This is a genomic window from Sphingomonas oligophenolica (assembly GCF_039522915.1).
GTDB classification, from domain to species: Bacteria; Pseudomonadota; Alphaproteobacteria; order Sphingomonadales; family Sphingomonadaceae; genus Sphingomonas; species Sphingomonas oligophenolica.
Map to the genome: position 1 here is coordinate 1 of NZ_BAAAEH010000021.1, position 13852 is coordinate 13852.

The window sequence follows — 13852 nt, forward strand, 5'->3', positions numbered from 1 at the left end:
TCGTCGGCGGCACCGGCGATGCGGCCAACATCCTCAACAACGGTTCGGGCACGACCACGGTCAACATCTCGGGCGCGAGCAGCTCGACCGGCGGCGAGGGCATCGTGGTGCGCGATACGGCGCTCGGCACCGGCATCAGCGTGACCACCGGCGCGGTGACCGCGCTGACCGCAGGCAAGGATGCGATCGACGTCCAGAGCCAGTCGCTGACCGGCAATGTGACCGAGGTCGCCAACGGCAATATCCAGGCGGGCAATGCCGGCATGGTGGCGGCAATTCTCAATGCCGCGGGTACCGGCAATATCGACGTGACCGCCAACGGGTCGATCGATGCGCGGTTCGGCGTCGACGCGGAGAACTTCGGGTCGGGCTCGACCAGCGTGACCACGGTCGGTCCGGTCACCGCGACCAGCGGCAACGGCATCTTCGCGCTATCGACCGGCGGCGCCGTCACGGTGAACGCGGGTGATGTCACCTCGACCGGCAACACCGCGATCATCGCCCAGCAGACCAAGGTCGCTGGCGCGGGCAATGTCGACGTGACAGCAGGCAATGTCTCGGGCACGACGGGCATCGATGCGCACAACTTCGGTAGCGGGGCAGTGAACGTCACCGCGCATGGCACGGTGACCGGCACCGCCGCCGAGGGCATCAAGGCGACCGGCAACGACGCCGTGACCGTTGTGGTAGACCAGACGGTGACGGGCGCGACGCGCGGCCTGAGCCTGGTCGGCGGGACCGGCGGCACCGGCGACATCAGCGTCACCGGCACCGGCGGGTTCGTCGGCGGCACCGGCGATGCGGCCAACATCCTCAACAACGGTTCGGGCACGACCACGGTCAACATCTCGGGCGCGAGCAGTTCGACGGGCGGCGAGGGCATCGTGGTGCGCGATACGGCGCTCGGCACCGGCATCAGCGTCACCACCGGCGCGGTGACCGCGCTGACCGCAGGCAAGGATGCGATCGACGTCCAGAGCCAGTCGCTGACCGGCAATGTGACCGAGGTCGCCAATGGCAATATCCAGGCGGGCAATGCCGGCATGGTGGCGGCTATTCTCAATGCCGCGGGTACCGGCAATATCGATGTGACCGCCAACGGCTCGATCGACGCACGGTTCGGCGTCGACGCGGAGAACTTCGGGTCGGGCTCGACCAGCGTCACCACGGTCGGCCCGGTCAATGTGACGACCGGCAACGGCATCTTCGCGCTCACCACCGGCGGCGCCGTCACGGTGAACGCAGGTGATGTCACCTCGACTGGCAACACCGCGATCATCGCGCAGCAAACTTCTGCTGCCGGTGCGGGTGATGTCAACGTGACCGCGGGCAATGTCTCGGGCACGACCGGCATTGTCGTCAACAATGCCGGTACCGGCGCGATCGGTATCACCGCCAACGGTACGGTGACGGGCACTGCAGCCGAGGGTATCCTGGCGACGGGCAACGGCGCGGTTAGCGTTGCGGTCGCCGACACGGTGACCGGCGCGACGCGCGGCCTGAGCCTGGTCGGCGGAACCGGCGGCACCGGCAACATCAGCGTCACCGGCACCGGCGGGTTCGTCGGCGGGTCGGGCGATGCGGCGAACATCCTCAACAACGGCTCGGGCACGGTCATTGTCGACATCTCGGGCGCGAGCAGCTCGACCGGCGGCAATGGCTTCGTGGTGCGCGATACGGCGCTCGGCACCGGCATCAGCGTCACCACCGGCGCGGTGACCGCGCTGACCGCGGGCATGAACGCGATCGACGTGCTGAGCCAGTCGCTGACCGGCAATGTGACCGAAGTCGCCAACGGCAATGTCCAGGCGGGCAATGCCGGCATGGTGGCAGCGATCTTCCCGGCGGCCGCGACCGGCAATATCGACGTGACCGCCAACGGCTCGATCGACGCGCGGTTCGGCGTGGATGCCGAGAACTTCGGCACCGGCTCGACCAGCGTGACCACGGTCGGTCCGGTCAATGTGACAACCGGCAACGGCATCTTCGCGCTCACCACCGGCGGCGCCGTCACGGTGAACGCAGGTGATGTCACCTCGACCGGCAACACCGCGATCATCGCGCAGCAGACCAACGCAGCCGGGGCAGGCAATGTCGATGTGACCGCGGGCAATGTCTCGGGCACGACCGGCATCATCGCCAACAATGTCGGCACCGGGACGATCGGCATCACCGCCAACGGTACGGTGACGGGCACTGCAGCCGAGGGTATCCTGGCGACGGGCAACGGCGCGGTGAGCGTTGCGGTCGCCGACACGGTGACCGGCGCGACGCGCGGCCTGAGCCTGGTCGGCGGAACCGGCGGCGCCGGCGACATCAGCGTCACCGGCACCGGCGGGTTCGTCGGCGGCACCGGCGATGCGGCCAATATCCTCAACAACGGTTCGGGCACGACCACGGTCAACATCTCGGGCGCGAGCAGTTCGGCTGGCGGCGAGGGCATCGTGGTGCGCGATACGGCGCTCGGCACCGGCATCAGCGTCACCACCGGCGCGGTGACCGCGCTGACCGCGGGGCAGAACGCGATCGACGTGCTGAGCCAGTCGCTGACCGGCAATGTGACCGAGGTCGCCAACGGCAACATCCAGGCCGGCAATGCCGGCATGGTCGCGGCGATCTTCCCGGCGGCCGCGACCGGCAATATCGACGTGACCGCCAACGGGTCGATCGATGCGCGGTTCGGCATTGACGCCGAGAACTTCGGGTCGGGCTCGACCAGCGTCACCACGGTCGGTCCGGTCACCGCGACCAGCGGCAACGGCATCTTCGCGCTCACCACCGGCGGCGCCGTCACGGTGAACGCAGGTGATGTCACCTCGACCGGCAACACCGCGATCATCGCGCAGCAGACCAGCGCAGCCGGAGCAGGCAATGTCGATGTGACCGCGGGCAATGTCTGGGGCACGACCGGTATCATCGCCAACAATGTCGGTACCGGGACGATCGGCATCACCACGCACGGAACGGTGACCGGCACGGCGGCTGAGGGCATCCTGGCGACCGGCAACGATGCGGTAACCGTGGCGGTCGACCAGACGGTGACGGGCGCGACGCGCGGCCTGAACCTGGTCGGCGGCACCGGCGGCGCGGGCAACATCTCGGTGACCGGCACCGGCGGGTTCGCCGGCGGTAGCGGGGACGCGGCGGACATTTTCAACAACGGCTCTGGCACGGTCACGGTCGACATCTCGGGCGCGAGCAGCTCGACTGGCGGCAATGGCATCGTCGTTGCCGACACGGCGGCGGGCGGCGGCATCAGCGTCACCACCGGCGCGGTGACCGCGCTGACGGCAGGCATGGACGCTGTCTATGCCGTGTCCGCCTCGCTGACCGGCGACGTCACCGAGGTCGCCAATGGCAACATCCGGGCGGGCAATGCCGGGATGGTGGCCGCGATCCTTCCGGCCGCGGCGACGGGCAACGTCAATGTGACCACCAATGGGTCAGTCGACGCACGGTTCGGCATCGATGCCGAGAACCAGGGCCTGGGTACCACCAGCGTGACCACGGTCGGCCCGGTCACGGCGACCAGCGGCACGGGCATCTACGCGCTGTCGCACGGCGGCAATGTCACCGTGACATCGGGCAGCGTCACGTCCACCGGCAGTGCGGGCATCGTCGCCACGCAGAGTGCGGCAGGCGGCGCGGGGGCGGTCAACGTGACCGCCAACGGGTCGACCAGTGGCACGTCGGGCATCCTCGCCCAGAATGCCGGCTCGGGCACGACCATGGTGACCGCGATCGGCCCGGTCCACGCGACCACCGGCAACGGCATCTTCGCCCAGTCGAACGGTGGCAACATCGCGGTGACCACGGGCAGCGTCTCCTCAACCGGTGCGTCGGCGATCGTCGCGCAGAATGCAGCCGCCGCGGCCAATAGCGGCACGATCGACGTCACCCTGACAGCCGGTGGTGTCGTCACGGCGAATGCGGCGGGCTCGGCCGGGATCTGGACCAACAGCGGCCAATCCTCGGGCACGACAACCATCACTGTGAACGGCACGATCCATGCCGCCGCGGCGGGCATCTACAGCCGCTCGACCTCGGGCAATATCGTCACCAACATCAGCGCGACCGGTGTGATCGATCCGCTGATCGGCATCGACCAGACGACTGTCTCGGGTGCGATCAGCGTCATCAATGCCGGCCTGATCCAGGCGGACAATATCGGCGTGAGGCTGACCTCGACCGGCTCGGGTGCGGTTGGCGGGCTCACGGTCAACCAGGCCAATACCGGCAGCATCAGCAGCGTCGTCGGCATCGACCTTGCCGGCATCAACGCGGCGCTCGGCGTCAGCAATGCAGGGCAGATCACCGGGACCGGAACCGCGATCAGGATGACCTCGACCGGCACCGGGGCTGCCACGATCCTCAATTCAGGGACGATCACCGGCGGCACCAACGCAGTGCTCGCGACGCTCAACAACACCAGCTTCACGCTGAACAACCTCGGGAGCCTGAACGGCGCGCTCAATGTGAGCGGCTCGAACGTCGCCACTTCGACGGTGACCAATGCCGGCAGCGCCGCGATGAATTTCGGATCCGGCAGCTCGAGCGTCTCGGGCAACTTCGTCAATGCCGGCTCGGCCAGTATCGGCGCGGGCGGTTCGGTCCTCTTTGCGGGCAACACCGTCAACTCGGGCCGGATCACTTTCGTCGGCGCCGGCTTCTTCGCCACCAATGGCGCGATGACCAACACCGGAATCATCAACGCGCAGAACAACATCACGAGCAATGTCGTGACGGTGGGCGGCAACTATATCGGCGGGGGCCAGTTCCTCGCTGACTACAGCACCTCCACGGCCACGGCCGACCGCCTGAACATCGGCGGCACGGCCGCCGGCAACACCAATGTAGCGATGAACCTGGTCGGTCCACGCGCCTTCGTCTCCGGCGGCTTCCTGCCGGTGGTGACGGTGACGCCGGGTGCAGCCGCGACTGCCTTCACCTCGAACACGGCGTTCCCGACCACCGGGCTGGTGCTCGAGCATTTCGGCCAGAACCCGGCAAACAACCGTCAATTCGGCCTGATCCAGCAGATCAATCCGCAATCGGCGTCGCTGGGCAGCCTCTCCTATGTCGCCGAGGCAGCCTCTGCGACGCTCGACGATCCGATCAGCCCCTATCTGAGCGAGCGGGCCAATCCGTCGGCGGGGCAGAAGACGTTCAGCCTGTGGATGCGCGGCGCCGGCGGCCATACCCGCCAGACGATCGACTCGACCCTCACCGGCGGCGGTATCGTCGTGACGGGCTCCAACGAGGTGCGCACCGACAATATGGCGCTGACCATGGGGGCCGATCTCGGCCTGCTGAACCTGGGCGGCGGCGGATGGAACGTCCATGTCGGCGTGCTGGGCGGCTGGTACAAGGGCCAGGCCGACCTATCGAGCACTGAGCAGCTCAAGGTCGAGACGCCCTTCCTGGGTGGCTATGTCGCGGTCGGCAACGGCGCCTTCCAGCTCGATGGCACGGTGCGCGGCGAATGGCGGCATTACAAGGTCGTCCTACCCGTGCTGTTCGGCACCGGCGCACCGCAGAAGCTCGACGGCACCGCGACGGCGGGATCGGTCCATGCCTCCTACCGGTTCGGCGGCAAGACCGGCTTCGCCGCGACGCCGTTCGTCGGCTTCAACTATGCCGACAGCAGCATCGACAGCCTGCCGATCGACGCGATCACCGCTTATATACCGGGCAAGGACAAGACCGAGACGGGCGAAGGCGGCCTGCGCGTCTCCTATCGCGCCGGAAGCGACCCGGACGTGGTGATCGAACCCTTTGCCAGCGTCTCGTACCTCAAGAACTGGTCACGCGGTGACAGCGCGGTCTACAGCTTCGGCACACCGGTGACGAACTTCACGCTGGCAACGACGACCTGGGACGATGCCGTCCGCTACTCGGCCGGCGTCTCCGCCAGGGCCAGGGACGGTCGAGTCACGGGCTTCCTGGTCGGCAACATCAACGACGGGACGGGGCTGCACAGCTTCAGCCTGAATGCCGGGGTGCGGTTCAACTTCTGACAACACGACTCGCGTTCAAAAAGCGGTGGACGATCGAAACCGGTCGTCCGCCGCTTTTTTTGTTTGGCCGAACCGCGGCCGGCTCCCTGTTATCGGGCGGTAACAGGGACGGAACAGGGAGAGATTCTTTTTTGGCCCGGATTCGGCCGATTTGTTGGAAAAATTATCAATATATATCAGTGATATAGAGACCATTCTCCCTGATAGACGATAACAGGGAGGGCGCCTGCGGAACAGGGAGGCGTGTCGGCGATAGCAGGGAGAGCCGGAGCAACGGCACCCGTTATGCCGATTCAACTCTTTCTCGAAATCAGCTTTCAGGCTGCGATCGTTCATCGACGGAGCACTGCCATGAGCAAGGGAAAGATTGAATCGAGCGTCGGAAACGCGCCCGATACGGCAGCCACCACCGGGTGGATCGTGGGGCCGGGCAAGCCGCCCATCGAATATCGCTTCCGCAAGGGGCAATCGGGCAACCCGGCCGGCAGGCCGCGCCGAAGCGGTGCGCCGGGCCAGCGGTTGCGCGGCGCCGACGAGCCGATGCGACAGGTGATCCTGGAAGAAGCCTATAGCATGGTGACGGTGCGGCAGGGCGACAGCGAGATCGAGATGCCGATGAACCAGGCGATCTTCCGCGCGATCGGCATGGCGGCGCTGGCCGGCAGCCAGGTCGCGCAGCGCCGCTGGGCCGAGATGGTGCGGGCGGCCGAGGCCGAGCAGAAGCGCGCCCAGATCGCGATCTACAATGTGACCGAGCGCGAGGACAAGGCGTGGGAAGCGCGTGAGCGCAAACGCCAATGGGCGCGGGGCGAGGAGGTGGACGAGAGCTATGATCCCTATGCCGAGGACATCATCGTCGACATGGGTTCGCAGGAGGCGGTGATCCGGGTTGATGAGGACGGCGAGGAGACGTGATGTCCGAAGCCCGTCCAAGCCCTTGTTCGCGGTTCGCGGACTGGTCACCTCGTCTTAACGCGCCGGCGGCATGATCGGGCCTCAATGCTGCTTCAGTCACTCCTCGCCATCGCTCAGGTCGCCGCGCCCTCCGCCGAGATGCCATCCTCGCCGCCGGCAACGGCGCGCGCGCTGTCCTGTCTCCCGGCCGGCATTACCCGGGGTGCGAAGGTCGTCGCCCTCAGCGTCTATTCAAGCAGTACCGGCCAAACCCTGCCGTTCCTGCTCGCCGGCAGCAACAACAACGCCGTGCACACGCTCACCGTGACGGGCCATGGAAGCGGCCCGGTCGTGCTCGTCGTCGCCGCCTACGAACCCATTCTCTGGGATCTGTCGGCGGTCAGGGACCGGGTGAAAGCAGTCGTCGCGTCAGGCTATTATCCGCAGGCGGTCAGGGGTGTCCCATCCGATATCCCGGTTCGCTTCGCGAGCTCGGTCGGAACATTCAATGGATCGGAGACCTGTGCCCGCATCCACTACGCATATGACGACTCCGCAGAAATCCAGACGATGGCCGGAGACACAAGGCGCGCGATCGGCGTCTATCCGCGCATCTTCTACGGCACCTACAATGCCGATCGTCTCGACATGGACGGTCCCGGCACCGCTGCTCCGCGTGCGCCTGATTTTTCCGATATCAGGGCATCTGTCCCGCTGATCACCGAGGATGACCCCTCCAGCCGGGCCAGGATGAAAATGATCCCTGCCGTCGACGAGCGGTCTTCGGGAGGGCCCAGGCTCCGCATCGTCGAATGGAATGATGCCGGCAAAATCGTGCGGGACGAGGGTGGCCGCGCGCCGGCCGTCACGAACGCCGCACGGGCTCCTTCCGGCGCGTCGGAACTTTCCGAACCGACGGAGCAACGCGGCGGTGGCGGCCTGACGTTGCTCAAATGGCTCGCCTATATCGGCGTGATCATCTTCGCCGGCTGGCAGTGGCGTCGGTCGAGGAAGAAAGTCGCGGATCGGCCGGCACCCGATCAGCCGCGTCCCGCGCGCGCGCCTGACGCGCAACCGTCCGGCCAGCCGATCGCGGCTGCGTCTTCCCGGTTCCAGAAGCGGGTCGCTGAGTTGTCGGAGCTTGCCGCCATCACTGATTGCGAGCCGCTGGTTGTCGCGCTCCACCGCTACGGCCGGGAAGTCCAGAACCTCTCCCGCACCAGATTTGATCCGGATCTCGCCGACGAGATCGGCGCGATCGTCGAGAGCCATTTCGAGCACGCCATCGAGCGCTACCGACAGGTCCGCACCTCGCTCAGTGGAACAGAGGGAGAGCGGGCCGACGCGATGCTCACCCGTGCGATCGAACGTCTCGCGCTCCGGCTGCAGGAGTTGCAGGCCGAACAACATCACCGCGACGTCGACGGCGTCGACGAGGCCGCCCGGTTCATAGACGCGCGCCACCCGGTCTGAGCGCACGTCCCTGCCCGGTCGGTGCCCGGGTTTCGATGTGGGGCGTTCTGTGCTCTTTGCGAGGCTTCCGCGCAGGGACGGCCGGTCTTCACAATCCGGTCGAACCGGCCAGCTTTCGGCCGCGGCGCCGGGATTACCCCGCCGCCTCCAGGATCAGCCCCGCAATCTCGTCCGGATGCGAGATGAGGGACAGATGGCTCGCCTTCACCTCGATTGTCCTCGCGCCCATGCGCTTGGCCATGAACCGTTCGAGATCGGGATTGATCGTGCGGTCTTCAGTCGAGACCGCATAATAGCTCGGCTTCGAACGCCAGGCCGCGTGGCTGACCCGGCCGGTGAGCAGGGCCTTCCGGAAGGGCGTCTGCACGGCGTAGAGGATCTTCGCCTGGGCAGAAGGCAGGTCGCCGGCGAAATCGCGCAGGAATGCCTCTTCGCTCAGCCGCCCCTCGTCGCCGTCGAAGACGATCCCGGCGGTCGCGGGTGGGGTCGGAAAGCGCGCCGCCAGTGCGGCATAGTCCTCGTTCGCATCGGGCGCCCGGGCCGCCACATACACCAGCGCGGAGACATTGGGGTGAATGCCGGCCTCGGTGACGATCATGCCGGCGAAGGAGTGGCCGACAAGCACGGTTGGCCCGTCCTGCCGATCAAGCACGCGCATGGCGGCCGAGACTGAGTCAGGCAGGGTCGTCAGGGGGTTCTGGACCGAGGTGGCGTTAATGCCGTGGCGCTGCAATCGGGCGATGACCTCCGACCAGCAGGAGCCGTCAGCGAACAGGCCGTGGACGAGCACGACGTTGCGCACCTTTGGGGTCGGGCCGGCCGCGGCAAGGGCACGCGTGGCGACAAGCGGTGCGGCGGCAGCCAAGGCGACGGTGCCGGCAAAGCCGCGCCGGGTCATCCCATGCCGGTCCTTCAGCTCGGTCATTCGGGGACTCCAATCAGCCGCGACATATTACCCTCGTTTTCCGATCGCGCGTAGACCGATGTTTCCGGCCGGTCTATTATCCGGCACGAACCGTGGCAGAAGGATTTCCGGGGATGACCGGATTGAGTGACTGCACCCTTGCCGGCCAGCATATCGCTGCCAGTTGGCGGGCCTTCATCCCCCCAGCAAACTGCTCCGCCGCACGGAGCGGATCGGACCAGTTCGCTTACCACATCCCAATTCTTCGCTTGTGCCGATGCGGCGCGTGATGCGGGTGATTTCGAAACCGCAGAAGCCGCATACCGGGCGTTGTCGAGCAATCGGGACCCGCAGCTTCGTGCCGAAGCGCGATTTCGGCTGGGGTTGATGCTGGCTGATCAGCGTCGACGCGCGTCTTGCGCCTTATCCGAAGCACGGGTGGATCGGCAATTCTCGCTCACCGCAAGCGCCACTTGGCGCGCCCTGCAATCAGGGGATTCCCACCATTCGCCCGCCTGCGACTGGAGCGCAATCGCGCCACCATGGGTCTTAATGATTACACGAGAGGCGCGGCTGGATTCGGCATCGCTTCAGCAATTTGATCGAAAGGGATTAGGGTATGAAAGCTCTGCGGAAAGCATTCCTCCCGGGTACAGCATTGCCGATATTTGCATTGCTTTCGGCATGCAGCGGCGGCAGCGGCGGTGCACTGGTCAGCACACCGACGCCTCCGGCCTCCTATACCAAGATCGCCGACATGACGGGTGACCGCACGTTCCAGACAGGCGGCATCCAGTATAACAGCGCGCCAAGCGGCTTTTCGAACACCTCGACCTTTGCCTTCGGTAACGGAGTCACCGTCGCCTACACCGCGGCCAGCGACAGCTACAAGCTGACTGCCCCCGATGGCAGCACCGTGACGTTCGACCCTTCCAATATCCAGGCGCCGCCGGCGGGCAGTACAACACAGGTTTGGGCCAAGACCGCCGGCACGATACACGACCAGTTTTCGTTGAGTGTGCCCACCGTGTCCGGTGTGCCGCTGAGCTACACCCTGACCGGCTCCTGGCAACATTTCGATACGGCGACCAACACCGCGCTTGTTCGACTGGCGGTAGGCGGCGCGCCGACCATCGCGAGCGATATGCCCAAAACCGGAACCGCGACATATTCCACTACGGTCGGCGGCGCGGCGAACATGCCAGGGGGCGCGACCCCCTCCTATCTCCTCACCGGCAACAGCACCGCCACTTTCTCCGCCAATTTCGGCACCGGAGCGATCTCCACCACCCTGACGCTCGCTGGAACCCAGCCCTCGACCGGCGCGACAGTGACCAACTTCGGCACTTTCACCGGTACTGGCTCGATTGGGTCAGGCGGCCCCGGCTTTACGGGAACGTTGGCGGGAACAGGCGCCAACGGCGTGTTTTCGGGAGCCTTTTTCGGCCCGCAAGCGCTGGAAATGGGCTATGACTGGTCACTCAACGGCGGCAGCTTTACCGCAGTCGGCGCCGTGACGGGCCGGAAGAACTGAAAACGGGATGAGCTGTCGGCTGGCGACAGCTCATCTCCCAATGAAGGTCGCGCAGTTCCCGACGGCCCGGCCGGAACCGGCTCAGCGAACGAAGCAGTCTCCCGGGGAACCCGCCCCTCAGACGAGGTGCAGGAAATGCCGTGCCACGAAGATCACCACCATCGCGCCGAGGATCGAGGCGATGAAGCCTGCGGGGTGGAAGGGCTGCTTGCCTGCGGTGCCGCTGGCGAGCTGAGCGACGAAGCCTGCGAGCAGCGAGCCGAGGACGCCGAGGGCAATGCTCGCCAGGAGGTGCATATGGACTGCGCCCGGATAGAAGAAGCGCGCCAGGATGCCGACGATCAGGCCCACGATGAGCATACGAACAATGTGCATGGATTCCCCCTGTTCAATGTTCTCCCGGTGGGCATGGTTCTACTGAGTCAGGCGGGCGCTGGCGACAGCTTTCTGGAACAGCGTGGCGAGCGCTGCTGAAATGTCGCCGTCAGTGGTTACCTGATAGAACAGGCCGGGCGAAGCGCACGCAGTGAGCGCCGGCGTGATCCTGTCGGTCGGCGAGAGATAGGGCGTCTTCACATTGGTGATCGACCAGCTGTCGGACGCCGAGGCCGGAAGATATTGCGTGTCGAGAATGGCGATGCGGATGCCGCGGTTCTTGATCGTGGTGCACAGGCTGGCCGGGATCGGGCCGAGATAGCGGCTGCCTGAATAAAGCTCGTCGCGCATGCCGTCAGTGATGATGAACAGCATTGCCTCAGGTGTGTCGCCCGCATTGTTGGTGCCATAGCCCGACGCCAAGGGCATGGTCGCGGCGGCGCCCGTCAAGGCAGCTGTATAATTCGAGTCAGTGTCATTGTCGCCGGTGCCGCAGATCCGCTGGTTGTTGGTGCAATAGATGGCGACCTGCGCATCGCCGACATGCGAGCTGACCGTGGAGAGGTTGCTGTCGACATTGAAGCCGCCGATCGCGGCGGTCGGCCAGAGCTGGCGATACATATAGTCGAAATCGGAAAGGCCCATCCGGTAGACGGCATGGTTGCTCTGCGAGGTGGTCGAGGCGAGCGTGGTAAGATCCTGGACCGCGCCGGCGACAAGATCGGTACGCAGCACGATGCCGGCATTGCGGGCAACCTGATAATTGTCCCAATAGCGGCCATTGACCAGGGGGGTGTGGCCGGGATCGCTCGCCGAGGTGCTGCTCTGATGGCAGGCGAAGGCGCAGCCATTGGTCGCCGCCGTCATCGTCGCCAGGCCGGCCGAGGTCGCGGGCAGCAGCATTGATTGCGATGTGTCGATCATCACGTAGAAATCGATGTTCGGCGCCACCGCCGAATAGGCAGTGGAGGTGCCGTGGATCGGCAGGGTCGCAAGCCCGAGAATGCCGCCAAAGGCATTTTGCGACGTCGCATGATAGCTCACCGTCGCCGAGCGGCTATAGCTTGCGGCGGTCGCCGTGCTGGAGCTCGAGCAGGTCGTGGTGGTGCCCGCGCTGCCGGGCGTGGCGCTGTCGGTTACGGTGATCGCGAGCTGGGCCGGGTCGTTCGCGTTGATGGTGAGCCCGGCAAGGCTGGTCGACTGGCCGACGAACATGTTCTTCGCGGTCGAGCAGGCAATCGCGCTCGACTGGTTCATCATCGGCCGCGTGACGGCGGACAGGGCTGCTGCGTCAGCGGCTGCGTTGAGCTTGGTCTGAAGGCGCATGGCGCGGCTGTAATCGATCGCCATGCCGGCCGAGAATGTCAGGGGGATGATCGAGAGGCCGACGATCATCAGCACATTGCCGCGCTTGTCGCGGCCCAGCCTGGCGGACAGCGCGAGCATGCGGCGCGCGCAGCGGCGGGAAGCAGCGGCCAGGCTCATGTCATGTCCACCGACGAGGAGATGCGCGGGCGCATATAGATCGTGTCGCCGAGCGTCAGCGGCCCGACCACCCCGAAGGAGATCGCCGGCACATAGGCATAGGTGATCTCGGCCACGATCGAATAGGTGCCGTTGGTGACGACCATCGGGTTGGCGATGAAGGTCGCCCCCTGGGCATGCGGGGTGACGGCACCGCTCGCCCGGCTCCAGACGATCCGGGTGAGGCCGTTGGTGTCGGTATAGAGTTCCGAGACGATGATCGTCGCCTTCGAGGTATCGTACGGCGCCATGATCTGCGCCGACGCGGCGATGATCGACGCTTCCGACACGTTGTTGACGCTCGAATATTGCGAGGTGAGATCAGCGACGGCGCGCGCGGTGATCGTCACCTTGCGGTTGCAGCTGACCGCGTCCGACACCTGATAGGTGCCGAGATAGAGCAGGATGAGGAACGGCGCGGTCAGCGCGAATTCGACCATCGAGACGCCGGCGCAGTCAGCGATCAGCCTGCGGGCGGTGCGCCGGGCGGTCACGAGTAGAGCTCCGTCCTCGCGACCGAGGTCGCGACCAGCAGCCTTTGACCGTTGCCGAGCGTGGCGAGGTTGAAGCCGAGCGGGCCGGTCGGCAGGTTCCAGATATACATCAGCCGAATGATGACGATGTCCCCGGAATTGCCCGGCGTGTACGAAAAACTGTTGGTGACGTTGCCGTGGCTGTCGAAGGTGATGGTCGGGGCGGCAGTGCTGATCGCGCTGAACGAACTGGCGCTCTGCACATCGACCATCAGGCTGGCGCATTTCATATAGGGCGGCAGCGCGTTGCACGCTGCCTGTTTGAGCTGGCTGGCCGAATAGCCGTTGCTCTGCGCCGTGCCCGTCATCAGCACGCGCGCGGTCGCTTCAGTGGCGGTCTCGAGGCCCTGCTGGGCGAAATAGACCGTACTGGTCACGACAATCGCCATGAGCAGCGCCATCAGCGGCGCAGCGATGAACGCGAATTCGAGGATGGCTGCGCCCCGCTGGTCGGCGATCAGCGTGCCCCGCGCCCGGTGCACGCGGCACCGAGCGATCGCTTGAATCCAGGCTGTCTGGGGCCGTTTCATTTTTCGATGCGTAGCCGGAACAGGCTAAACACAAAGTAAAATTTCAAACGTTTGTGATAGAATTCCAG

Annotated in this window: 9 protein-coding genes; 4 read left to right on the forward strand and 5 right to left on the reverse strand. The window is 65.7% G+C overall.

Annotation, left to right across the window (positions count from 1 at the left end; all coding sequences use genetic code 11):
• From ABD050_RS10700 to ABD050_RS10710, 3 genes are all read left to right on the forward strand, one after another.
• Positions 1-6017, forward strand: a 6017-nt coding sequence (locus ABD050_RS10700; RefSeq protein WP_343889312.1) for a hypothetical protein, incomplete at its 5' end; no start/stop codon positions are given.
• 351 nt (positions 6018-6368) lie between these two features.
• Positions 6369-6932, forward strand: a complete 564-nt coding sequence (locus ABD050_RS10705; RefSeq protein ID WP_343889313.1) for a DUF5681 domain-containing protein — start codon at positions 6369-6371, stop codon at positions 6930-6932.
• Positions 6933-7016: 84 nt separating this feature from the next.
• On the forward strand, positions 7017-8384 hold the full coding sequence (locus ABD050_RS10710) for a hypothetical protein (RefSeq protein WP_343889315.1): 1368 nt from the start codon (positions 7017-7019) through the stop codon (positions 8382-8384).
• Between the two features lie 133 nt (positions 8385-8517).
• Here the strand turns inward: ABD050_RS10710 and ABD050_RS10715 are convergent, their stop codons facing one another.
• Positions 8518-9309 carry an alpha/beta fold hydrolase gene (locus ABD050_RS10715; protein ID WP_343889316.1) on the reverse strand — a complete coding sequence of 264 codons (792 nt, stop codon included), beginning with the start codon at positions 9307-9309 and terminating at the stop codon, positions 8518-8520.
• 637 nt (positions 9310-9946) lie between these two features.
• Between ABD050_RS10715 and ABD050_RS10720 the strand changes: the two genes are divergently transcribed.
• Positions 9947-10822, forward strand: a complete 876-nt coding sequence (locus tag ABD050_RS10720; RefSeq protein WP_343889318.1) for a transferrin-binding protein-like solute binding protein — start codon at positions 9947-9949, stop codon at positions 10820-10822.
• A gap of 117 nt (positions 10823-10939) precedes the next feature.
• On the opposite strand, the gene ABD050_RS10725 is transcribed toward ABD050_RS10720, so the two are convergent.
• The 4 genes from ABD050_RS10725 to ABD050_RS10740 are packed head-to-tail and all read right to left on the reverse strand — an operon-like array spanning position 10940 to position 13736.
• Positions 10940-11197: a GlsB/YeaQ/YmgE family stress response membrane protein gene (locus ABD050_RS10725; protein ID WP_343889319.1), complete on the reverse strand. Its 258-nt coding sequence runs from the start codon at positions 11195-11197 to the stop codon at positions 10940-10942.
• A gap of 39 nt (positions 11198-11236) precedes the next feature.
• Positions 11237-12682, reverse strand: coding sequence for a pilus assembly protein TadG-related protein (locus tag ABD050_RS10730; protein WP_343889320.1), 1446 nt, complete (start codon positions 12680-12682; stop codon positions 11237-11239).
• Positions 12679-13215: a TadE/TadG family type IV pilus assembly protein gene (locus ABD050_RS10735; RefSeq protein ID WP_343889321.1), complete on the reverse strand. Its 537-nt coding sequence runs from the start codon at positions 13213-13215 to the stop codon at positions 12679-12681. Before ABD050_RS10735 ends, ABD050_RS10730 begins: the two co-directional genes overlap by 4 nt.
• Complete coding sequence (locus tag ABD050_RS10740; RefSeq protein ID WP_343889322.1) at positions 13212-13736, reverse strand: TadE/TadG family type IV pilus assembly protein; 525 nt, start codon at positions 13734-13736, stop codon at positions 13212-13214. Before ABD050_RS10740 ends, ABD050_RS10735 begins: the two co-directional genes overlap by 4 nt.
• Positions 13737-13852: the final 116 nt, after the last annotated feature.

Excerpts from the sequence above, each read along its gene's own strand:
- ABD050_RS10710 (WP_343889315.1), top strand. The coding sequence starts at position 7,017 with ATGCTGCTTCAGTCACTCCTCGCCATCGCTCAGGTCGCCGCGCCCTCC.
- ABD050_RS10725 (WP_343889319.1), bottom strand. The coding sequence starts at position 11,197 with ATGCACATTGTTCGTATGCTCATCGTGGGCCTGATCGTCGGCATCCTG.
- ABD050_RS10705 (WP_343889313.1), top strand. The coding sequence starts at position 6,369 with ATGAGCAAGGGAAAGATTGAATCGAGCGTCGGAAACGCGCCCGATACG.
- ABD050_RS10715 (WP_343889316.1), bottom strand. The coding sequence starts at position 9,309 with ATGACCGAGCTGAAGGACCGGCATGGGATGACCCGGCGCGGCTTTGCC.
- ABD050_RS10730 (WP_343889320.1), bottom strand. The coding sequence starts at position 12,682 with ATGAGCCTGGCCGCTGCTTCCCGCCGCTGCGCGCGCCGCATGCTCGCG.